22 protein-coding genes and 1 pseudogene are annotated in these 20,520 nt (G+C 37.0%); 12 read left to right on the top strand and 11 right to left on the bottom strand.

What is annotated here, in order from left to right:
• Positions 1 to 8 precede the first annotated feature (8 nt).
• Positions 9 to 698, top strand: coding sequence for a DUF2461 domain-containing protein (locus tag ACUN24_RS19800; protein WP_445564067.1), 690 nt, complete (start codon positions 9 to 11; stop codon positions 696 to 698).
• 70 nt (positions 699 to 768) lie between these two features.
• On the opposite strand, the gene ACUN24_RS19795 is transcribed toward ACUN24_RS19800, so the two are convergent.
• The 4 genes from ACUN24_RS19795 to ACUN24_RS19780 all read right to left on the bottom strand — a co-directional run bounded on the left by ACUN24_RS19795 (position 769) and on the right by ACUN24_RS19780 (position 5,267).
• Complete coding sequence (locus ACUN24_RS19795) at positions 769 to 2,685, bottom strand: AMP-dependent synthetase/ligase (RefSeq protein WP_445564066.1); 1,917 nt, start codon at positions 2,683 to 2,685, stop codon at positions 769 to 771.
• 426 nt (positions 2,686 to 3,111) lie between these two features.
• On the bottom strand, positions 3,112 to 3,438 hold the full coding sequence (locus tag ACUN24_RS19790; protein WP_445564065.1) for a HesB/IscA family protein: 327 nt from the start codon (positions 3,436 to 3,438) through the stop codon (positions 3,112 to 3,114).
• Between the two features lie 98 nt (positions 3,439 to 3,536).
• Positions 3,537 to 3,950 (bottom strand): Fe-S cluster assembly scaffold IscU, encoded by a 414-nt coding sequence (gene iscU / locus ACUN24_RS19785; RefSeq protein ID WP_025142622.1) that lies wholly within the window; start codon positions 3,948 to 3,950, stop codon positions 3,537 to 3,539.
• A 105-nt stretch (positions 3,951 to 4,055) separates the two neighbouring features.
• Positions 4,056 to 5,267, bottom strand: a complete 1,212-nt coding sequence (locus tag ACUN24_RS19780; RefSeq protein ID WP_445564064.1) for an IscS subfamily cysteine desulfurase — start codon at positions 5,265 to 5,267, stop codon at positions 4,056 to 4,058.
• Positions 5,268 to 5,384: 117 nt separating this feature from the next.
• Between ACUN24_RS19780 and mce the strand changes: the two genes are divergently transcribed.
• Together mce and ACUN24_RS19770 are read left to right on the top strand one after the other, a co-directional pair.
• Positions 5,385 to 5,792 (top strand): methylmalonyl-CoA epimerase, encoded by a 408-nt coding sequence (gene mce, locus ACUN24_RS19775; RefSeq protein WP_445564063.1) that lies wholly within the window; start codon positions 5,385 to 5,387, stop codon positions 5,790 to 5,792.
• A 280-nt stretch (positions 5,793 to 6,072) separates the two neighbouring features.
• Positions 6,073 to 6,357 carry a hypothetical protein gene (locus ACUN24_RS19770; protein WP_445564062.1) on the top strand — a complete coding sequence of 95 codons (285 nt, stop codon included), beginning with the start codon at positions 6,073 to 6,075 and terminating at the stop codon, positions 6,355 to 6,357.
• Here ACUN24_RS19770 and ACUN24_RS19765 read toward each other — a convergent pair.
• Both ACUN24_RS19765 and ACUN24_RS19760 read right to left on the bottom strand, forming a co-directional pair.
• Positions 6,354 to 7,052, bottom strand: a complete 699-nt coding sequence (locus ACUN24_RS19765; RefSeq protein ID WP_445564061.1) for a hypothetical protein — start codon at positions 7,050 to 7,052, stop codon at positions 6,354 to 6,356. The genes ACUN24_RS19770 and ACUN24_RS19765 overlap by 4 nt on opposite strands.
• A gap of 8 nt (positions 7,053 to 7,060) precedes the next feature.
• A complete protein-coding gene (locus tag ACUN24_RS19760; RefSeq protein WP_165902591.1) occupies positions 7,061 to 7,228 on the bottom strand; it encodes a hypothetical protein in 168 nt (55 codons plus the stop codon).
• Between the two features lie 346 nt (positions 7,229 to 7,574).
• On the opposite strand from ACUN24_RS19760, the gene ACUN24_RS19755 reads away from it, so the two are divergent.
• The 9 genes and pseudogenes from ACUN24_RS19755 to ACUN24_RS19715 all read left to right on the top strand — a co-directional run.
• On the top strand, positions 7,575 to 7,823 hold the full coding sequence (locus tag ACUN24_RS19755) for a type B 50S ribosomal protein L31 (protein WP_025142617.1): 249 nt from the start codon (positions 7,575 to 7,577) through the stop codon (positions 7,821 to 7,823).
• A gap of 72 nt (positions 7,824 to 7,895) precedes the next feature.
• Complete coding sequence (locus ACUN24_RS19750) at positions 7,896 to 9,062, top strand: GlmU family protein (RefSeq protein ID WP_445564060.1); 1,167 nt, start codon at positions 7,896 to 7,898, stop codon at positions 9,060 to 9,062.
• Positions 9,063 to 9,109: 47 nt separating this feature from the next.
• Positions 9,110 to 9,871: a triose-phosphate isomerase gene (tpiA, locus tag ACUN24_RS19745; protein WP_445564059.1), complete on the top strand. Its 762-nt coding sequence runs from the start codon at positions 9,110 to 9,112 to the stop codon at positions 9,869 to 9,871.
• Positions 9,872 to 10,711, top strand: coding sequence for a 50S ribosomal protein L11 methyltransferase (gene prmA / locus ACUN24_RS19740; protein ID WP_445564058.1), 840 nt, complete (start codon positions 9,872 to 9,874; stop codon positions 10,709 to 10,711).
• A 97-nt stretch (positions 10,712 to 10,808) separates the two neighbouring features.
• On the top strand, positions 10,809 to 12,161 hold the full coding sequence (locus ACUN24_RS19735; protein WP_445564057.1) for a UDP-N-acetylmuramate--L-alanine ligase: 1,353 nt from the start codon (positions 10,809 to 10,811) through the stop codon (positions 12,159 to 12,161).
• Between the two features lie 102 nt (positions 12,162 to 12,263).
• Positions 12,264 to 12,584: a helix-turn-helix domain-containing protein gene (locus tag ACUN24_RS19730; protein ID WP_445564056.1), complete on the top strand. Its 321-nt coding sequence runs from the start codon at positions 12,264 to 12,266 to the stop codon at positions 12,582 to 12,584.
• A 119-nt stretch (positions 12,585 to 12,703) separates the two neighbouring features.
• Positions 12,704 to 13,183 (top strand): Lrp/AsnC family transcriptional regulator, encoded by a 480-nt coding sequence (locus ACUN24_RS19725; RefSeq protein ID WP_445564055.1) that lies wholly within the window; start codon positions 12,704 to 12,706, stop codon positions 13,181 to 13,183.
• Between the two features lie 5 nt (positions 13,184 to 13,188).
• Positions 13,189 to 13,713 (top strand): EamA family transporter, encoded by a 525-nt coding sequence (locus tag ACUN24_RS19720; RefSeq protein WP_445564054.1) that lies wholly within the window; start codon positions 13,189 to 13,191, stop codon positions 13,711 to 13,713.
• A gap of 57 nt (positions 13,714 to 13,770) precedes the next feature.
• Positions 13,771 to 14,118 (top strand): annotated as a pseudogene (locus ACUN24_RS19715) (EamA family transporter); the annotation flags it as partial.
• A 212-nt stretch (positions 14,119 to 14,330) separates the two neighbouring features.
• On the opposite strand, the gene ACUN24_RS19710 reads toward ACUN24_RS19715, so the two are convergent.
• The 5 genes from ACUN24_RS19710 to ACUN24_RS19690 all read right to left on the bottom strand — a co-directional run bounded on the left by ACUN24_RS19710 (position 14,331) and on the right by ACUN24_RS19690 (position 20,402).
• On the bottom strand, positions 14,331 to 15,449 hold the full coding sequence (locus tag ACUN24_RS19710) for a GNAT family N-acetyltransferase (RefSeq protein ID WP_445564053.1): 1,119 nt from the start codon (positions 15,447 to 15,449) through the stop codon (positions 14,331 to 14,333).
• Positions 15,450 to 15,522: 73 nt separating this feature from the next.
• On the bottom strand, positions 15,523 to 15,714 hold the full coding sequence (locus ACUN24_RS19705) for a hypothetical protein (RefSeq protein ID WP_121284739.1): 192 nt from the start codon (positions 15,712 to 15,714) through the stop codon (positions 15,523 to 15,525).
• Positions 15,715 to 15,802: 88 nt separating this feature from the next.
• Positions 15,803 to 16,369 carry an SMC-Scp complex subunit ScpB gene (gene scpB / locus ACUN24_RS19700; RefSeq protein ID WP_445564052.1) on the bottom strand — a complete coding sequence of 189 codons (567 nt, stop codon included), beginning with the start codon at positions 16,367 to 16,369 and terminating at the stop codon, positions 15,803 to 15,805.
• Positions 16,370 to 16,621: 252 nt separating this feature from the next.
• Positions 16,622 to 19,627 carry a ligand-binding sensor domain-containing protein gene (locus ACUN24_RS19695; RefSeq protein ID WP_445564051.1) on the bottom strand — a complete coding sequence of 1,002 codons (3,006 nt, stop codon included), beginning with the start codon at positions 19,625 to 19,627 and terminating at the stop codon, positions 16,622 to 16,624.
• Positions 19,617 to 20,402 (bottom strand): LytR/AlgR family response regulator transcription factor, encoded by a 786-nt coding sequence (locus ACUN24_RS19690; RefSeq protein ID WP_445564050.1) that lies wholly within the window; start codon positions 20,400 to 20,402, stop codon positions 19,617 to 19,619. Before ACUN24_RS19690 ends, ACUN24_RS19695 begins: the two co-directional genes overlap by 11 nt.
• Positions 20,403 to 20,520: the final 118 nt, after the last annotated feature.

Here is a 20,520-nt window from a genome sequence, read left to right as displayed (position 1 = left end):
TAAAAACTATGCCTGATATAAAACAAATACCGTCTTCCAGTTTCGAATTTTTAAGGTTATTAAAAAATAACAATGAACGTGAGTGGTTTAATGACCATAAAGCAGACTACCAGAAAGAACTAGCATCCATAGAAGCTTTTGCACAGGATTTATTAGACCTCATGAATACCCACGATGTAATTGAAACACCATCGGGAAAGAAAAGTTTATACCGGATATATCGGGATACGCGTTTCTCAAATGATAAAACGCCTTATAAAACACATTGGAGTGGGAGTTTTAAACGGGCAGGTAAACAAAGAAGAGGTGGCTACTATTTTCATATCGAACCAGGTAATAGTTTTGTGGCTGGTGGCTTTTTCGGGCCTTCACCACAAGATTTGAAATTGATAAGAGAAAATATAGCTTTTGATGCCCAGCCCTTAAGAGACATATTAAATAATAAAACGTTTATTGCTTCCTTCGAGACATTGAAAGGCGAACAATTAAAAACAGCCCCAAAGGGTTTTGATGGAGATCATCAGGATATCGATCTGCTGCGTTATAAACAATTTTTATTAATTCATCGATTTGCTGATCAGGAAGTTTTAAGTAAAAATTACTTAGTATATTGTAATCAGGAATTTAGAAATATGCGTCCTTTCTTTGATTATATGAGCGAAATATTAACAACGGATTCAAATGGATTGGATCTGTAATTGATTTTTACTATTGCTGCAAAAAATAAAGGGTCATCATACTAATTTTGTAATGATGACCCCTTTTTAATTATGATTCCGCTTCTACACCTTCCTCGTACATTTCATTAATCGCCTCGGCATATTTCTTTTCTACAATGCGACGTTTAACTTTCATGGTTGGGGTAATTTCTCCTTCGTCTATATTGAAAGGATTTCGCTTGATCTTGAAGTTTTTAATGCGTTCAAATTTAGCCAGTTCGCCAGAGATTTTCTTGATATCCTGCTCCATCCAGTTGATAATTTCCTGGTTGCGGATAAAAGGATCAGCTTCTTCAAAAAACGAAGGCTGGAGTTTAAAGGTTTCCTCCAGAGTTTCCCTGTTCGGGATAATGATAGCGGTAATAAATTCGCGTTTATCGCCAATTAAAAACAACTGATCAATTTTTGGGCTCTTTAAATAAATATTTTCTACAGGAGTTGGGTAAACATTCTTGCCATAAGCATTTACGATCATGTTTTTTAAACGGTCGGTAATCTGCAGGTTACCTTTGTAAAAGCGGCCAATGTCTCCGGTGTGGAACCACATTTCTTTATCTATCGCCTCGGCAGTTTCTGCAGGTTTGTTAAAGTAACCTTTCATTACGCAGTGACCGCGTACAATTACTTCACCTTCGGCGCATTCAAATTCTTCGTTAAAAGTATTGTGCGTCTGGATGCTCAGCATTTTTTTGCTTTCCACATCTTGTATACCTACTTCAATACCTGGAATCACACGTCCAACGGTGCCATAAACCTGTCTGTGGTATTCAGTTACCGACATTACGGGTGAGGTTTCCGTTAAACCAAATCCTTCTAATATTTTAATGCCAAGATCGCCAAAAAACTCACCCACATTTTTAGGTAGGGCGGCTCCGCCTGAAATCATGAATTTTAATCTTCCACCTGTTTTTTCCTTGATTTTGCTGAAGACCAATTTCTCCGCGATTCCTTTTTTTGCCGATAAAATTAATCCGGGGTTTTTGCCCGCTTCTTTTGCAACGCGGTATTTATTGCCGGTTTCTAATGCCCAGGTAAATATTTTTGCTTTTGTTCCTCCACCCGCAGTTCCGCCTTTTATCGCTTTATCATGAATGCGCTCCAGCAAACGTGGTACGCAGCTCATTACTGTTGGACGCACTTCGCCCATGTTTTTAGCCAATAGTTCTAAACTTTGTGCAAAGGCTATTTTACAGCCCTGTGCACAGCAAACATGATAAGTAGCTGTACGTTCGAATACGTGAGATAAAGGCAAGAAAGAAAGGAAAGTTTCTGTTTGATCGATCACCGGGATCTGCTGTAAGCAAACCTCTACATTTTTAACAAAATTATAGTGGGTAAGCATTACACCTTTTGGCGTTCCAGTAGTACCCGAGGTATAAATTAATGAAGAAACATCCTGCGGCAATACCAGGCTTCTGCATTGGTCAATTTCGGCCCTTTCGGCTGCCGTAACCTGATGCTTAAGCGCAAGGATATCTGAAAATGCAATTACTTCTACATTAACATCTGGAGGGATAGTAACCTTTTCGAAATCTTTAAAAGCAGGAATAATATATTTTAATTCTTTACAATTAGCCGCAACTTTTAAAACCTTACGGTAAAGAAAATTATTCCCAACAAGAATAGCTTTGATGCCAGAGTCGTTAAGGATATAGGCTACTTCCTGCTCAGAAAGCGTAGGATAAATAGATACATTAATTACACCAATTTGCTGGATTCCCTGATCATAATATACATATTCAGGAGAATTCTCAATCATTAAGCCTAAACGATCGCCTTTTTTTATCCCTTTTTCCAGGAAAAATGCAGAAACAGCATCAGCTCTTTTTAAGGTATCTTCATAAGAAATTTCAGCCCACTCTGCGCCTTGCTTGTGGATTAAAAAGGTGTCCTGGGGCTTGTGAATATTTTTAACAACATTCCGCAATAAGGTAGGAACTGTTGAAAACTCGTTTATTAATGGCATGCTCGTAATTTGGTCCGCTAATTATAATTAACAATTATAAGGCTTTTTGGTTTAAAAACACAAATTGGCGATAGTGTTTCGTTGCTTAGGCAGTTTTAAGACTGTTTTTGCATCAATGGTTTCTTCTCCAGCTATAAAAAGCAAGCCTGTAAAGGTTTCAACTCAGGGCGTCATTTTGAGAGAAGTGCAACGTAGTCGAGAACCACGCAGTGCTCAGCGTAGCTAAATCTATTTAGATAGATCTCTCCGTTTCATTCGATAGTTATCTGACTAGAGATAACTTTTTTATAAAATTCGATCTGCTGATTTTAGATCTGCTTAATCTGCGGAAAAAAAAAGCGAGGGTTCACTTGCGAAAAACAAACTCTCTTAAAAAGAAAAAAGGTTCCATAAAATGAAACCTTTTTATATCAGTTATTGATTCGATTAAACTGAGAAACTTTCGCCACAGCCACAGCTACGGCTGGCATTTGGGTTTATAAAGTTGAAGCCTTTTCCATTTAAACCATCAGAGAAGTCTAATTCAGTTCCGGCAAGATAGAGGAATGATTTCATATCCAACGCAATTTTGATCCCTCTGTCTTCAAAAAACTGATCGCCTTTTTGTTCCTCGTTATCAAAATCCAGATTGTATGATAAACCCGAACAGCCACCACCTTTTACTGAAACACGTAAAAAGTAATCAGAACCCATTTCCGAGTCCTGCATTAAATGGTCTATTTTATCTTTTGCTTTATCTGTTATTGTGATCATTGTAATAGAGATTTGTGATTTGAGAAGTTAGATTTGAGACATATTTGAGGCCTAAGTTAGGTGGTCTCACATCTCAAATCTATTGTCTCACATCTATTCTAGTGGTGCGATTTTTCCAATACAATAGCTTCCAAGCCATTTTTAACGCGGTAATCGTTAATGGCTGATTTAATTGCATCTTCTGCCAATACTGAGCAGTGGATTTTTACCGGAGGTAAAGCCAATTCTTCAACAATATCCATATTATCGATAGATAAAGCCTCATCAATTGTTTTTCCTTTTAACCATTCTGTAGCTAAAGAAGAAGAAGCAATGGCAGAACCACAACCAAATGTTTTAAATTTAGCATCAGTGATTACGTTATCTTCTCCAACTTCAATTTGTAAACGCATTACGTCACCGCACTCAGGTGCACCAACTAATCCTGTGCCTACAAATTTGCTGTCTTTATTTAATGTACCTACGTTACGTGGGTTATTGTAATGGTCAATTACTTTTTCTGAATATGCCATGATTTTATTTTTTAATCTCCTTGTGGAGCAATGTTTTAATTAGTTTTCAATTATCAGTTTTCAATTGCCAGTTCGCGTACTCCAAACTGTTAACTCCCAACTGGCTTAGTGTTCCGCCCACTCAATTTTACTCAAATCGATTCCTTCTTTAAACATTTCCCAAAGTGGAGAAAGTTCTCTTAAGTGATTAACCGCTTTTTGAGTCACCTCAATTGCCTGATCGATCTCTGCTTCAGTTGTAAATCTTCCTAAACCGTAACGGATAGAAGAGTGAGCTAAATCATCAGATAAACCTAAGCTTTTCAATACATAAGATGGCTCTAAAGAAGCTGAAGTACAAGCTGATCCTGAAGATACCGCTAAATCGCTCATCGCCATCATTAATCCTTCACCCTCCACATATTTGAAAGAGATATTGGCTACGTGTGGTAAACGGTGTTGTGTATTACCATTAACATAACTCTCTTCCATTTTGTTTAAAGTAGTCTCTAACTTATCACGTAAAGCTGATAAACGGATTGATTCGCTTTCCATCTCTAAACGGCAAAGTTCGCAGGCTTTTCCTAAACCAACAATCCCTGGAACGTTTAAGGTACCAGAACGCATACCGCGCTCATGACCACCGCCGTCCATTTGTGCAGTTACTTTAACCCTTGGGTTTTTACGACGAACGTAAAGAACACCAACACCTTTAGGGCCGTACATTTTGTGTGCAGAGAAAGCCATTAAATCGATACCATCAGCATTTACTTCAACCGGAATTTTACCAACTGCCTGCGTAGCATCAGTCATAAATAAAGCACCGTGTTTATGTGCAATAGCTGCAATTTCTTTTACCGGTTGGATTACACCGATTTCGTTGTTGCCATACATAATCGAAACTAAAATAGTTTCAGGAGTCATAGCAGCTTCTAATTCAGCTAAATCAATTAAACCGTCTTCTTTAACACCTAAATAAGTAACGCGTGCGCCATTTTTCTCTAAGTGTTTGCAGGTATCTAAAACTGCTTTATGTTCAGTAACCGCAGTAATAATGTGGTTACCTTTTTCTTTGTACATTTCAAATACACCCTTAATGGCCAGGTTATCGGCCTCAGTTGCACCTGATGTAAAAATAATTTCTTTTTCAGTACAGCCGATTAGTTTGGCTACCTGCTCACGAGCGTAATCTACACCCTCTTCAGCCACCCAGCCAAACGCGTGATTACGACTTGCGGCATTTCCAAATTTCTCAGTAAAGTAAGGTAGCATTGCTTCCAGCACACGTGGATCTAACGGTGTTGTAGCATTATTATCTAAATATATCGGCTGTTTCATCTCTATTCTGTTAATTATATCACAAAGATACGAAAAAACTTATTTAACAATTATAAATAATAGCTATGAGCTTATAGATAAAAGCCGCATTTTTACATTCACATAACCTTATAATCTATGAATAAGATAGAACACATCGGCATCGCGGTAAAAGACCTTAACAGTTCCATAGCGGTTTATCAGAAACTGCTTAATACCGATTGTTATAAAACTGAGCAGGTTGCATCCGAATCGGTGAATACCGCTTTTTTTAAAACCGGCGAAAACAAGGTAGAACTGCTTCAGGCTACTGCTCCGGATAGTGCAATTGCTAAATTTATTGAGAAAAAAGGAGAGGGGATTCATCATATCGCTTTCCTGGTTGATGATATTCTGGCGGAAATGGAAAGGCTGCATAAAGAAGGTTTTGTACTGCTCAGCGATTCTCCCAAAAAAGGGGCAGATAATAAGATGGTGTGTTTTGTGCATCCCAAAGATACCAATAGCGTGTTGATCGAAATTTGCCAGGAAATTAAATGGATTTAATTCAGACGTCACCCTGAATTTATTTCAGGGTCTTTTGAAAATGAATGGTTCCGTATTCCATAGACTCTTCAGTCCTGCTAACCGCTGTAGTCCCGATGAAACCTGTGAAACAAGCAATTACACCATAAATAAAAGACAAAAAATAGTGCTTAAATCGGGACTGCCGCTTTTATCAGGTTTATTTAAATTTGGCCTGTGCTTCTTCGGTTAGTGCAAATTGCCTAAGCCTAATGTTAATAAAATTGATCTTAAAATCCTATAATCCTAAAAATCCTGTTCCGTGTCATTAGTTAGCATCATCAGCAAAGATTTCGACATACCAGATCATCTTTCCGAAAATCAATTGCGTAGCGCAATGGTTGATGCTTTTGCTTATTTAATCGATAACGACTTTCCAAAACTGATCCAGATTTTATATAAAGCAGATGTAGATCAGTATAAATTAAAAGAATTACTGGAGACAGTGGAAGGTTCAAGTTCAGCCGAGGTAATTGCTGATGCCTATATCGCCCGTCAAAAGGCCAAAATAGAAACCTGGAAAAAATATAGTCCGAAAAAGGATTAAGGTGTTTCTTCTTGTACCGGATTAAAGCGGTTATACATATCCATATCAAAAAAAGAAATAGAATTGATCTTGTCGGCTTTTAGTACGAGATCTGTTTTCAATTCATCTGTATTCGCTACAGAACCATCCTCCATATAACTGGCATAAACCGTTAAATACTGGGTGGTAAAAACCAGTTCTTTATCATCAGCCTTGCGGTAACCGCTAAAAGCAGGGGTAATGCGGATGTAACTTGTGGTAAATGGTTTTGGCAGTTCTTTCACCCAGCCAATATAAAATTTACCGCTATCCATGGTAAACTGTAAAAGGTGTGCGTCAAAAAAAGAGGAACTTAATAACAATTCAAATTCATTTCCAGAAGTAGCGATGGCTCTTTTAATGGCTTTTAGGCGGTTGATAAAAAGATTCGCGATTTCTGTGGCGGCTACCGCGACCAATAACGATAGACTCGTGGTGCCGAAATAGGGTGCATGGATCGGAAGTAATTTGCTAAGGTGTTCAACCGTTTCCGGCCAGATGGCGATAAAAATCGCCCTTAATACAAAACATGCGCCGAGTAATAAGATACCCGCAAAAGCAGAGTTTAATAAGATACGTTGGCTTTCCAATCGATACTGTACATACCGCAGGTACCTGAACCTGATTAATATATAATAGCCGCCTACAAGAGGGAATAAAAGTAGGTTAAAAGGCATCTATAAGGCTATTTCTTGTTTTTATCCTTTTCTATCTTTTTAAAAATACTCGATTGCATTAATGCACCCACCATTTCGATCACCCTTGGCTGTGCAAAAAAATCAGGACTTTTAATATAGAGCTTTCCGCTGCTATCGGCATGGATGATGCCATCTAATTCTCCATGTTTTCTCATGTACCAAATTTACATATTTTTTTAAATATCTGAAAAACAATATTTAGCGTAGAAAGTTTAATTTGCCTCATTGGACTAATGGTATGTTTAGCTCCTCCGCGGGTAGAAAAAGCATATAATATATAATTCTTTATTTAGGCTTGTAAATCAAAAATAAAATTAAGATATTTGCATCCTCTAAAATAGAGGTAGAAAGACTAATAGAAAATGTCATAAGCGTTGTTGCCAGCAAATTGCAAGAATGTTCTTGATGCTTTCGCACAATAACTAAAAATAATATTCAAATGAAACCATCGAAGCATTAGCGAGATAGCTTCATCACAATTAAAAGAAAATAAAAAACACGATGAAAAAAGATTTGCACCCAACAAGCTACAGACCAGTTGTTTTTAAAGACATGTCTAACGAATATGCTTTCTTAACAAAATCTTGCGTAGATACTAAAGAAACAATTAAATGGGAAGATGGTAACGAGTATCCTCTTTATAAATTAGAGATTTCTCACACTTCACACCCTTTTTATACTGGTAAAATGAAATTGGTTGATACAGCAGGACGTATCGATAAATTCAAAAACCGTTACGCTAAGAAATAATTTTAGCAACAAAAAGCATTTTTTGAAGTCCCTTTGCCAAAAGCATCGGGACTTTTTTTATTTTTGCTGCTTATGACAATCAATCTATTTGATGATGCTTCCTGGATGTCCCTTCGTCCGCTTACGTTTACCAGGCCTGTGGCCGATTTACGCATTGGTATTTTAACTATTGCCGAAAAATGGGCCAAATATTTAAAGGCCGATTTTGGTTTTCAAACCCAGGATTACCTTTCTGTAAAATTTGCGCCAAAGCCTAATGCCGATTTATTTATAAACGGTTCCATTTGTCCTGATGAAGCTTTGCTTAATGCTATTTCAGGCCTTAAAGCAGGTGAAGCACTTTATAAAAGAGATATTGTTGTAGCTTATATTGCGGATCAACACGATCTTGAAGCTGTTAAGTCGCTAAAGCAGATTGAATATGCCGGAGATTTTATACGGATTGTTTATCCGGAGCATATTTTTGGAAATAATCCAGCGGAGATCAGAAAAGATTTTAAATTGTTAACCGATGGACGTACCTCGGCAAACATCAGTAGTACCAATCAATTACTTGGTGATGATATTTTTCTCGAAGAAGGCGCAAAAGCCGAATGCAGCGTTTTTAATACTACTTATGGCCCAATTTATATTGGTAAAAATGCTGAAGTTTGGGAAGGTAGCTTGATTAGAGGCTCTTTTGCACTTTGTGATAATTCATCCGTGAAAATGGGTGCAAAAATATATTCGGGTACAACAATTGGCCCGAACAGCCGTGCAGGGGGTGAAATTAATAATGCTGTAATTTGGGGTAATTCAGCCAAAGGCCATGAAGGATATCTGGGCAATTCGGTAATGGGCGAATGGTGTAATATTGGTGCTGATACCAATAATTCGAATTTAAAAAATAACTATGCCGAAGTAAAACTTTACGATTACGAAGGCCGGAAAATGCGCGATACCAGCTTGCAGTTTTGCGGTTTAATCATGGCTGATCATGCCAAGAGCGGTATTAATACGATGTTTAATACCGGAACTGTAGTTGGTATTGGCGCCAATATTTTTGGTGCCGGTTTGCCACCAAACCATATTCCTGATTTTAGTTGGGGAGGTGCAAGTGGTTTTGAAACCTACAGACTGGATAAAATGTTCGGAACTACTGAAAAGGTATTCGCCAGAAAGAATATAGCTTTTGATGAAACAGAAAAGAACATTCTTGAGAAAGTATTTGAATTAACCGAATCGTATAGACGATTTTAATATAAAACCTGATCTGAAAAGATCAACCAACCATTAAATAATACAAAATGAGAAAAAAGATTGTTGCCGGTAACTGGAAAATGAACTTAGATTATAACGAAGGTATTTCGTTGTTCAGCGAAATTGTAAATATGGTTAAAGATGAGCGCAAAGGCAATCAGCTGGCTATTATTTGCTCACCGTTTATTCATTTAAACAGCTTGGCAAAATTGGGTGGTAACGATGTTAAAATTGGCGCTCAAAATATTAGCGATAAAGAAAGTGGCGCATACACAGGCGAAACTTCTGCTAAAATGGTGAAATCTGTTGGTGCAGAATATGTGATTTTAGGTCACTCAGAACGCAGACAATATTTTGCTGAAAGCGATGCCTTATTAGCTGAAAAAACTAAAATTGCTTTAGCTAATGGCTTAACACCAATTTTCTGTATTGGCGAAACGCTAGACGAGCGTAATAACGGCAGTTATTATGAAGTATTGAAAAAACAATTGGTAGAAGGTATTTTTAGTTTAACCGAAGAAGACTTCAAAAAACTGGTTATTGCTTACGAGCCGGTTTGGGCTATTGGTACAGGTTTAACCGCTTCTCCAGAGCAGGCACAAGATATTCATGCATTTATCCGTAGCGAAATTCAAGCGAACTATGGTTTTAATGTGGCTGACGATACAACCATTTTGTACGGTGGTAGTTGTAATCCAGGTAATGCTGCAAGCTTATTTTCTCAAAACGATATTGATGGTGGCCTGATTGGTGGCGCATCATTAAAATCACGCGATTTTACAGACATTATTAAAGCATTAAACAGCTAAATGCAATACATCAAAGCAATATTTACATTCAAAGGTATCGAAGACTATCAGCAGGATCTGCTTATCAGCGATCTTGCCGATTTGGGCTTCGATACTTTCGAAGATAGTGAGGGTGGTTTTACGGCTTTCGTAATCAAGGATAATTTTAACGAGCAGGAATTAAAAGACCTATTGGGCAATTATAGCGAAGAATTTGCAACAGATTATACCCTAGAAGATGTTGCCGACGAAAACTGGAATGCCGAATGGGAGAAAAACTTCAGTCCGTTGATTATTGATGATGTATGTTATGTAAGGGCAACCTTTCATGAGCCACAACCATCATATCCTTACGAGATTGTGATCGATCCAAAAATGGCTTTTGGCACAGGTCACCATCAAACCACCACAATGATGATGCAGTATATTTTAGCTGCAAACCTAAAGGATAAAAATATTCTGGATATGGGTTGTGGAACAGGAATCCTGGCTATTCTAGCGGCAAAACTAGGTGCTAAAAGTTTAATGGCCATTGATTATGACGATATCTGCTACGAAAGTACCATCGAAAATGCTGCGCTTAACCAGGTAGGTAATTTAACGGCGCTTTGCGGAAGTAAGGAAGTGATCCCTAACGATGAATACGATGTTATTTTTGCCAATATTAATCGGAATATCCTGCTCGATCAGATTCACCGTTATGCAGAAGTACTAAAATCAGAAGGCAAAATTTTCTTTAGTGGCTTTTATTTAGATCCTGATTTGGGAATGATTACTGCTGAATGTGCTAAATATGGCATTAAATACGTTGATCATAAACAGAATGGTGATTGGGTGGCGGCACAGTTTGAGAAAAAATAATGATTGAATTTTGAATGAGTGAATGATCGCATGCTTTAGTTTTCGATGAATTATCATTCAGTCATTCAATCCTGCTATCATTCAATAATTAATTTATATGCGCATACATTTTATAGCAATCGGAGGAAGTGCAATGCACAACCTGGCCATTGCCTTACATAAAAAAGGTTATCAGATTTCGGGTTCCGACGATGTGATTTTTGAGCCTGCAAAATCGCGTTTGGATAAATATGGTTTATTGCCGGCTGAAATGGGCTGGGATGAAAACCGTATATCAAAAGATTTAGATGCGGTAATTTTAGGCATGCATGCACGGATCGATAATCCTGAATTATTGAAAGCACAAGAATTAGGCGTTAAAATCTATTCTTACCCTGAATACATTTACGAGCAGAGTAAAAATAAGCTTCGTGTAGTCATTGGTGGTAGTCATGGTAAAACAACTATTACCAGTATGATTCTGCATGTGCTAAACTATTACAAAAGAGATTTCGATTATTTGGTTGGTGCACAACTGGCAGGTTTCGAAACCATGGTTAAAGTTACGGAAGAAGCCCCTGTAATGATTATCGAAGGGGATGAGTATTTATCATCACCGATTGATAGAAGACCTAAATTTCACCTGTATAAAGCAAATGTTGCTGTAATCAGCGGTATTGCCTGGGATCACATTAATGTGTTTCCAACCTATGCCGATTATACTTTGCAGTTTGATAAATTTATCGATACCATCGAAGCTAACGGGACTTTAATTTATTGCGAAGCAGATGCTGATTTAAATGAAATTGTAACACAATCAAAAGCTAATGTTACTAAAATAGGTTATGCTATTCCTAAGCATGAAATCAGAAATGGAATTACTTACTTGCTTCCAGAAGAAACCACTTTAAAGATTTTTGGCGATCATAATCTGATGAACCTGAATGCTGCGAAATTGGTATGTAAACAATTAGATATCAGCGACGCAGAGTTTGATGCCGCTATTTCTTCGTTTACTGGTGCAGCTAAACGTTTAGAGGTAATATCAGCCGATGAATCGACCAATGTTTACAAAGATTTTGCACATTCGCCATCAAAATTAAAAGCCACTATCGATGCAGTTAAAGCGCAGTTTACCAATAGGAAACTCGTAGCTTGCATCGAATTGCATACTTTTAGCAGTTTGAATAAAGATTTTTTGAAAGAATATACCGGGGCAATGGATAAGGCTGATGAAGCAATTGTATTTATTGATATTAAATCTTTCGAACAAAAACGGATGGAACCTTTTTCTGAAGATGATGTGCAACAGGCTTTTGCTAATCCAAAACTGAAGTTTTTTAATGATGCAGCTAAGTTAAAAGTTTATTTATTGAGCTTGAACTATAAAAATGCTAATCTATTGATGATGAGCTCCGGTAATTATGCAGGTTTCGATCTGCCTGAACTGGCGGATTCTTTAGAGAAGTGAGATTTGAGACATGAGATTTGAGAGGTAAAATTTCAAAGTTCAAATCCCTCTCAAATCCCTTTTAGTATCTCATATCCAGTATCTCAATCTCATATTTAATCAATGAAAAGTATCGGAGATCGTATTAAACAAAGCAGGCTGGCTTTAGGGTTAAGTCAGGCTGATGCTGCTAAAAAGTTGAATATCTCGACTCCGGCTTTCTGCAAAATAGAAACGGGCCAAACCGATCTTAATATTTCCCGTTTACTCCAGATTTCTAAAACCTTTAAAGTTCCCGCTGTACAATTGATCGATGGTCAATCGGCAGGGGCAGACCCTTCTGCAGAATTGGCTGCGCTTAAAAAAGAACTAATCGAAAAGGAAGAAGAAATTAATAAACTCCGTAAAAAAGTGATCGACCTTTATGATAAACTCGGAATATAAAATTCGGTATGTTATTTGTCGAGCCGAGTAATTATCATAATAAAGCTATTAAATAGAATAAAATTCATTTTTGCTTAATTTTTTTTGAATTTTATTCTTAATATTTATAGTTTTATTGAATGGTAACCGAAAACAATTTTAATCTGGATCATATCGATCTGGCTATACTCAGACTCATGCAGGATAATGCCCGGATCTCTAACGTAGATTTAGCGAAGGCATTGGATCTTGTTCCATCGGCAGTGCTGGAACGCGTAAAAAAACTCGAGAAAAAGAATGTAATTACCGGTTACCATGCCAAAGTAAATCCTGTTGCCGTTGACTTAAAGTTGTTGGCTTTCATCTCCATGAAATCTTCGCAAAGCTTTAGCTGTAATGATACCGCAAGCGAATTGGCAAAAATCCCCGATGTGCAGGAAGTACACGTAATAGCCGGTGATGATTGTTTTCTGGTGAAAGTGAGAACTACGGATTCGGCATCATTAATGGCTTTATTACGTGATGAGTTTAGCAAGGTTCCCAATATTTTATCGGTAAAAACAACGATTGTGTTAGAAACGGTAAAAGAACAGCAACAATTGGTTATTCCTGTAAAATAAAAATCATGACAAATTTAAATAAAACAGCATCTCCAGCAATGGTTTACCTGGCCTTTGCTATCGTATATATTGTATGGGGCTCTACTTATTTTTTTATTCAAAAAGCTTTGGCTGGGTTTCCGCCTTTTATTTTAGGAGCATTCCGTTTTTCTGTTGCGGGAGTGTTGATGTTAACCTGGTGTAAGATTAAGGGAGAAGATATTTTTAACCTAAAAACCATCAAAATTGCTGCAGTGAGCGGTATTTTAATGTTGGGTTTGGGTAACGGAATCGTAATTTGGGTAGAACAGTTTATTCCCAGTGGTTTAGTGGCTATTATGGTGGCCTCAGCAGCAATATGGTTTGTTATTTTAGATAAATCGCATTGGAAAGAAAATCTGAGTAATAAGTATATTATATCGGGTTTAGTAATTGGCTTTTTGGGTGTTGTGCTCTTATTTGGCGATCAGATTGTGCAAGCGCTTGATAAACCACAAAGTAATCTGCAGATTATAGGTATGGTATTACTTGTTTTTGATCCAATAGCATGAGCCGGAGGATCACTTTATTCGAAATACCATCCTACTACAGGCAGTTCGGTTTCTGTTAATACGGGTTGGCAAATGTTAATGGCCAGTATAGCTTTTTTACCTGGAGGTTTTTTAAAATCTGAGTTTAGATTATTGGATTGGGGGGACATACCGCTTGATGCCTGGTTATCTATTATTTACCTTATTCTGTTTGGTTCAATCGCCGCATTTAGCGCCTATGTATGGTTGCTTAAAGTACGTCCGGCTACACAAGTGAGCACTTATGCTTATGTAAACCCTGTGGTGGCAGTGTTGTTGAGCTTAACTTTTACAAACGAAGTGATTGGCTTTACGCAGATTATCGGGCTGGTGATTATTTTAGGAAGTGTGCTGTTGATTAATCTTCCGAAGTATAAAAACGCATAGGTTATTCCTTGAAAAAGATAGTCTTCGTTTGTAACGAGGATTAGCGAAATTCGTATTTGTAATGCAAAAGGAATAGCTTAACGGCGATACAATCGCCATTCTCCTTCATCCTCGTTTAAAACGAGGACGATGAAGGGTATTCCGTGAATCCCTGGCAAACAGAAAAAGGTTCGTGGGGACACGAACCTTGGCAGGTGATGAACCTGTTAAGGTTAAAATATCTTCCGCATTGTTAAGTGCTTTTTACCAAAAGTAGCACCTGTGGCTTTATGGATAGCAATCATCTGTTCATTAAAATCGCCCACCCAGCTCAATTCGAGCTCTTTGTACTGGTTTTTAGGTAGTACATATTCGCCTAAACGGATAAAAAGAACCGATTCCAGGCCATGTTTTTGGAATTTAGGTTTAGTACCCATCACAATTGCCCTCATGCGGGTAACGCCCACCCAGCGGCGGTAAGCAAACTTTAATTTTTCAATTAAACCCAATTTACCATCAAAACCTTTGATCATTTGGTTTGCATCAGGAATCAAGACTACAAAAGATGCGGGTTCGCCATTAAAATACGCAAACTGGATGAGGTGTTCATCCATAATAGGCTCCATGCTTTTAAAGCTTTCTTCAAGGGTTTCCTTTTTAATGGGAACAAAATTTTCGAAATCCTGCCAGCCATCATTGTAAATTTCCATTAAATCATTAATGTATTTGCTGGAATTTTCTTTGCTGAAATATTCGAAAGTATAACCCGGTTTATTTCTTACCCAGTTGGCAATTTTTGTAAAACGTTCCGGAAAAGGAATAGTAAGGTTGATGTGGTTGGTTAATTGCTCATATTCGGTAACGAAACCATAGTTCTCGAAAAACTTCTTATAGTACGGAAAATTGTAGTTCATGCCGAAAGAAGGAGGGGTGAAGCCTTCAACCAATAGGCCCCAGAAGGTATCGTTTTCGCCAAAATTAATCGGACCGTCCATCGCTTTCATGCCATTTTCGATTAACCAGTTTTTTGCTGTATCGAATAAAAGAAAGGCAGCTTTTTCATCATCAATACATTCAAAAAAGCCCATGCCACCTGTTGGTTGATCATAGTGGTAGGCTTTTTTCTCATTGATAAAAGCTGCAACACGGCCTATCAGTTTTCCTGCATCGTCCTTTAAAACCCAGCGTGTACATTTTCCATGTGCAAAAAAAGTGTTTTTTTCTGGATTAAAAACATTTTCAACTTCACTATCCAGTGGGCAGATCCAGTTTTTATCGTTTTTATATAGGATTTTTGGTGTGTTTAGAAAGTCTTTTTTTAATGATGTATTGCTTACCGATATAACTTGCATGGGCAGATTTTAAAATTAAAAAGCATCCTACCAAGCGGGCGGATGCTTTTTCAAATATATGTTTTTTTAAATATTAATAATCGTCGTCGTCATCGTCGAAATTGTCGAAATTATCAAGATCATCTAATGGGATATCAAAATCATCATCTTCATCATCTTGAGGCTTCTTTTTTGTTGTTTGAATATCGTCATCTTCAAGATCATCATCTTCGTCTACCTGTTTCTTAGTAGTCGGCTTAGTTGGTAGTTTGTTTGGCGCTTTCATAACACAAAAATAAAAATTGCTTTTATAGTTTAAAAATACAAAAAAAAAATTTTTAATAACAAGCTGTGAATAAATAAAATAATTTTATTTATTCCACATTTTCTCCCACGGTATTTTCCTCCTTAACAATATCTTTTAACTGTGGAAGTTGGTTTAGGTTATTTAAGCCAAAATAATCCATAAATGTTGTACTGGTGCTGTAAAGGATCGGCCTGCCGGGACTCTCTGCTTTACCATCAATACTGATCAATTCTTTTTCCAGCAGCCGTTGCACTGAATAATCTGAGTTTACACCCCTGATCTGTTCAATTTCTAATTTGGTAATGGGCTGGCGATAGGCTATAATCGCCAACGTTTCCATAGCCGCCTGACTTAGTTTTTTTTTCGAGCGGTGTAACTGAAGTTGGTTAACGGTTTCATGATATTCTTTTTTGGTGAGAAACTGGTAACCATTATTTAAGAAGACCAATTCGATGGCAAAATCATCATGGCTATATTTTTCCTTAATCTGTTCTACGCTTTCGAATACTTGTACTTCTGTAAATTCTTCATTGAAAACAGCGTTTAGGGCAAGTATAATTTCTTGTGTACCTATGCTTTGGCTGGAAGAAAATACAAGGGCTTCAATGTGCCTGGTGATGTTGTGATTGGGCATAGAACAAAAATAGAATTTTTGGGCATAAAAAAAGCGGTCTCGCTTTTAAAAACAAGACCGCTTTCAACACACAAATGAAACCTGAATTAAGATATAGTTTTAGGTTAGGTTATTAAATATCTATATCAATTCTATAAGAACGTCTTTGATAAACACTATCGTTTATTTCTAATACAAGTTTAAGGCTAAAGAGGGTTCAATCAAGATTCTATTTAGTGAGTGGTATTAATAATTGAGTAAACGGTAAATTTTCTATTTTAATGGTATAGAAATCGATACCGTCGTACCATTTGTGGTATTCTGCCTCACATTTAAGTGTATAGGTTTTGCTCCAATCTGACCTAAAAGGTGCAATCTTTCTTTAGTTAACTGCATACCTTTGCTGATATGGGTATCCTTTTTATCCTTCAAAGAGTTATCAATTCCAATCCCATCATCAATAATTTCAATGTTAAGGTAGAATTCATCCTGAAGTTTAATGTTGATCATAATTTCACCGCCGGTTTCTTTTGGCATAATGCCATGCCATATTGCATTTTCTATATAAGGTTGCAACAACATAGATGGGATAAAGGTTTCTTCTTTGTCGATATCTTCATCAACATTAAAAATGTAGGCTAATTTATCACCGAACCGGTTTTTCTCCAGTTTGAGATAGAGGTTTAGGTATTCCAGTTCCTCTTCAAGTGATATATAACTTTTTGTACAGATTTCGAGGTTTTTTCTGATCAAGCGGGCAAAACCCGTTAAAACTTTATTTGCAGAGGCTGTATTCTGCGTATTAATATAATGCTGGATGGAATTCATTACGTTAAATACGAAATGCGGATTCATCATGGCTTGTAAAGCCTGCTGCTCAAGCATTAATACTTTATTTTTTAGTAATAATTGTTCCTGCTCTTTATCTTTTTGTTTACGGGTGATGTAAACCGCCACTTTATAGAAGATATAAGCCACCAGCAGGATTAAAATGGATAAAAACCATAGACTTTGCCAGAAATGTTTTTTAATGGTGAAAGATATTTTTGCCGATTCGCCCCAGTTGCCATTCTGACTTTTGGCACTCACTTCAAAAACATAATCGCCGGATTGTAATGAAGAGAAATCCAGTCGCCTGGTCCTTGTTTCTATCCAGGGCGAATTTTCATTTAAACGGTAACGGTAGGTAATATCGCTGGTGGTAAAATCAACCGCACTAAAAGTAAATAAAATGGTATTATTGCCGGTTTCGAAAGTGAAATTGCCCTGATCTACCGGTAAACGTTCGTTATCTTTAATGATAGAGGTAACATAAACCTTAGGTAGGTTTTTAATGATATTTTTATTGTTGTATTTGAATAAAATCAAACCTTTGTTGGTGGCAAAATACGCTGTACTGTCGTCAATAAATAAACTGTTGATATCGTCGCTCAACAGATCTTTACCATAGTCGAAATTGGCAACACTGGGTTGATCGGGATAATCTGCAATTTTGTTAACACCTTTATTTGTTAACACCCATATTTCGCTGTTTTTTACGAATATTTTAGTGCAGATATTATTGGTTAAGCCATCTTTTTGAGTGATCTGCCTTGTAATCTGGTTGTTTTTGTAAAAGATTAAACCATAACCGTCGGTCGCTAAAATTAATGTTCCATCTGCCAGCTGTTGTATATCGTTTATTCTTTTGGTGAGTAATGGATGATTTTCGTAGTGTTTAATCAGTTTTCCTTTAGAAAATTGAGATAACCCGTTAATATTAGAAAACCACAAACTGCCTTCGCGATCGTAAAAAACATGGTAGGAACGATCTTTAAAGAAATCTTCTTTTTCGCGGTATTTTGCGGCGTTAAATTCGAATTTGTTTCTTCTGTCCGACAAGAAAACAACACCTGATGATAGGGCCAGGGCAAGATGATCGTTGTTTTTACCCACGCTAAAGTGTTTAATTACGAACATTGAGTTATTAGATTCTTTTAAATAACTTACTTCATTACTGCCGTTATAGATATTTTTGAAAACACCCATTCCATAATCGGATGCAAAATAGATGGACTGGTCTTTTGGGTCGAAGGTAATCTGTTTAATGGTTTTGTATTTCTTAAAATCGTCTAAACCGATCTCATCTACCTGGTAATTATTGATGGTTAATACGTCGATTACAGCGTCATCTGTACCTAACCAAAGGCGATTTTTCCCATCTTTAGTAATGCTTTTGATTACGTTGCTACTCAGACCAGATTCTGCATCAATAATCGATAATCGGTTATTCGTATTGGGAAGCATGTAAATCCCCTGATTGGTGGCAAACCACATGTTCTGGTTATTATCCTTAATTACCTGGTTAACCGAAATATCCTGAAGGTATTGGACCGTTTTTCCGCTTTTATCAAGCGCGAAGGCTCCATTGGCATTCGACAACCAAACTTCTTTGTTTGTAACATCATAATAAAAATATCCCGACATGTTCTTGATCAGGTTCTGAGGGATAGGAATGAGGTCGTTAATGTTTCCGTGTGTATATTGTTTTAATCCTCCGCCATCCAGGTAAAATAAAGATCTGTGGCTGCTATTTGCAGCAGTCATGTAGGAAAGAGGCTGAACTTTTGACCTGATCATGGAAAAAGTTTTTCCATTAAATTCCTGCACACTTAGGTCGCTGTATGCAAATATGTTACCTTGCTCATCCTCATGAATAAAGGCATTTATAAACTTATCATTTTGATTGGGAGAGATGTATTTTTTGATGGTTTTTCCATCCCAGCAAACAATCAGATTGGCATTTGTTCCAAGCCAGATCCGCCCGGATTTATCTACTAAAAAGGAAACGATTACCGTATTAAAGTTCAGCTTTTTGAGCAGTTCGTCATTATCCTGGTTGTAAAACTTTCCTTCCTTTAAGTAGCTGAGCTGACCGTTTAAGGCAAAAAACCACAAGCGGCCCTCTTTATCCTCTTTCATCTGCAGGATCTGGGTATCAGGCAGTCCGTCTTCGATCGTGAAATTCTGAAAATTTGTGCCATCAAAACGACTCAATCCATTATCTGTTGCAATCCAGATAAAACCTTTTTTATCCTGTAAAATGTAATAACAGTTGTTACTGGCTAAACCATTTTTGGAAGTGTAATGTGGGAGATAGGTGGTTTGTGCGCGTAGCTTTTCCGGGGTACTAAATAAAATGATCCCAAATAAAAAAGCAATAAAAGAGCGGCTGAAGTTTAATTTCAGGATTGCTTTTTCAGCAAATAAAGCCACTTTTTTGCCTGGTTTAATGATCACTGTTCGCTTTTGTAAATAATTTTATTTTTTCAAAAAAATCGCTTGCCCTTCTTCTGGAAATATTAATACTTTCTCCATTTTTCAAAAAAACCTGAAGTCCGTTTTTAGAATTATACTCTTTTAAATGGTTAAGGTTGATGATGCTCGACTTATGGATCCGCACAAACTGGTCGCCGGGTAAAAGCTCCTCAAATTCCCGTAAAACTTTGGAAACCGTAATTTTATCATGATTACTTAAGTGTACAATAGAATAATTGCTATCTGCTTCAATGTAGATAATATCGTCAATATCAATCATTTTAAAACCCTGTCCATAAGGCAGTGTAAGTTTCCTGATTTCTGATCGTGAACTTAAACTGGAAGCCAGATTATTGATTCTTTCGTCGTTTTCGTTCTGGCTTTTAAAAAGTTTGATATGCTGAAAAACCTTGTCTACAGCTATTTTAAGTTCATCAATATCAATTGGCTTTAACAAATAATCGAGTGCATTTGCTTTGATTGCCTTTAGTGCATATTGATCGTAAGCAGTGGTAAATATAACGGCTGCATTGTGTTTTTGTGCATCTGGGATCAGTTCAAAGCCATTCCCCCCAGGCATGGCAATATCCAAAAAAATCAGGTCAATGGGATGATTTGCTAAAATATCTTTTGCCTCCGCTACAGATCTTCCAATACCCGTAATTTCTACCTGCGGGCAGTTCTGTTGCAGTAAAAAAAATAACGATGAGCGTGCAAATTCCTCATCGTCAACAATAATGGCTTTTAATTGGGTCATAGTTATAGGTTGGTGAATGTATTAAAATGGTCTTACAAAAAAAAATACAAATCAAAAAAACCAGTATTCTGATTGTCACGTATGTATCATCAAACGAATTCAAAACCACTAAAACATA

Source organism: Pedobacter sp. WC2501 (assembly GCF_052682415.1).
This window is presented reverse-complemented; position numbering and strand designations above follow the sequence as displayed.

What these genes read in the sequence shown, in the direction of transcription:
- prmA (WP_445564058.1), top strand. Translation starts at nt 9,872, where the DNA reads ATGCAATACATCAAAGCAATATTTACATTCAAAGGTATCGAAGACTAT.
- ACUN24_RS19790 (WP_445564065.1), bottom strand. Translation starts at nt 3,438, where the DNA reads ATGATCACAATAACAGATAAAGCAAAAGATAAAATAGACCATTTAATG.
- ACUN24_RS19795 (WP_445564066.1), bottom strand. Translation starts at nt 2,685, where the DNA reads ATGCCATTAATAAACGAGTTTTCAACAGTTCCTACCTTATTGCGGAAT.
- ACUN24_RS19720 (WP_445564054.1), top strand. Translation starts at nt 13,189, where the DNA reads ATGACAAATTTAAATAAAACAGCATCTCCAGCAATGGTTTACCTGGCC.
- mce (WP_445564063.1), top strand. Translation starts at nt 5,385, where the DNA reads ATGAATAAGATAGAACACATCGGCATCGCGGTAAAAGACCTTAACAGT.
- scpB (WP_445564052.1), bottom strand. Translation starts at nt 16,369, where the DNA reads ATGCCCAATCACAACATCACCAGGCACATTGAAGCCCTTGTATTTTCT.
- ACUN24_RS19760 (WP_165902591.1), bottom strand. Translation starts at nt 7,228, where the DNA reads ATGAGAAAACATGGAGAATTAGATGGCATCATCCATGCCGATAGCAGC.
- ACUN24_RS19690 (WP_445564050.1), bottom strand. Translation starts at nt 20,402, where the DNA reads ATGACCCAATTAAAAGCCATTATTGTTGACGATGAGGAATTTGCACGC.
- ACUN24_RS19755 (WP_025142617.1), top strand. Translation starts at nt 7,575, where the DNA reads ATGAAAAAAGATTTGCACCCAACAAGCTACAGACCAGTTGTTTTTAAA.
- ACUN24_RS19765 (WP_445564061.1), bottom strand. Translation starts at nt 7,052, where the DNA reads ATGCCTTTTAACCTACTTTTATTCCCTCTTGTAGGCGGCTATTATATA.
- ACUN24_RS19800 (WP_445564067.1), top strand. Translation starts at nt 9, where the DNA reads ATGCCTGATATAAAACAAATACCGTCTTCCAGTTTCGAATTTTTAAGG.
- ACUN24_RS19710 (WP_445564053.1), bottom strand. Translation starts at nt 15,449, where the DNA reads ATGCAAGTTATATCGGTAAGCAATACATCATTAAAAAAAGACTTTCTA.
- ACUN24_RS19750 (WP_445564060.1), top strand. Translation starts at nt 7,896, where the DNA reads ATGACAATCAATCTATTTGATGATGCTTCCTGGATGTCCCTTCGTCCG.
- tpiA (WP_445564059.1), top strand. Translation starts at nt 9,110, where the DNA reads ATGAGAAAAAAGATTGTTGCCGGTAACTGGAAAATGAACTTAGATTAT.
- ACUN24_RS19735 (WP_445564057.1), top strand. Translation starts at nt 10,809, where the DNA reads ATGCGCATACATTTTATAGCAATCGGAGGAAGTGCAATGCACAACCTG.
- ACUN24_RS19725 (WP_445564055.1), top strand. Translation starts at nt 12,704, where the DNA reads ATGGTAACCGAAAACAATTTTAATCTGGATCATATCGATCTGGCTATA.
- ACUN24_RS19705 (WP_121284739.1), bottom strand. Translation starts at nt 15,714, where the DNA reads ATGAAAGCGCCAAACAAACTACCAACTAAGCCGACTACTAAGAAACAG.
- ACUN24_RS19780 (WP_445564064.1), bottom strand. Translation starts at nt 5,267, where the DNA reads ATGAAACAGCCGATATATTTAGATAATAATGCTACAACACCGTTAGAT.
- iscU (WP_025142622.1), bottom strand. Translation starts at nt 3,950, where the DNA reads ATGGCATATTCAGAAAAAGTAATTGACCATTACAATAACCCACGTAAC.
- ACUN24_RS19730 (WP_445564056.1), top strand. Translation starts at nt 12,264, where the DNA reads ATGAAAAGTATCGGAGATCGTATTAAACAAAGCAGGCTGGCTTTAGGG.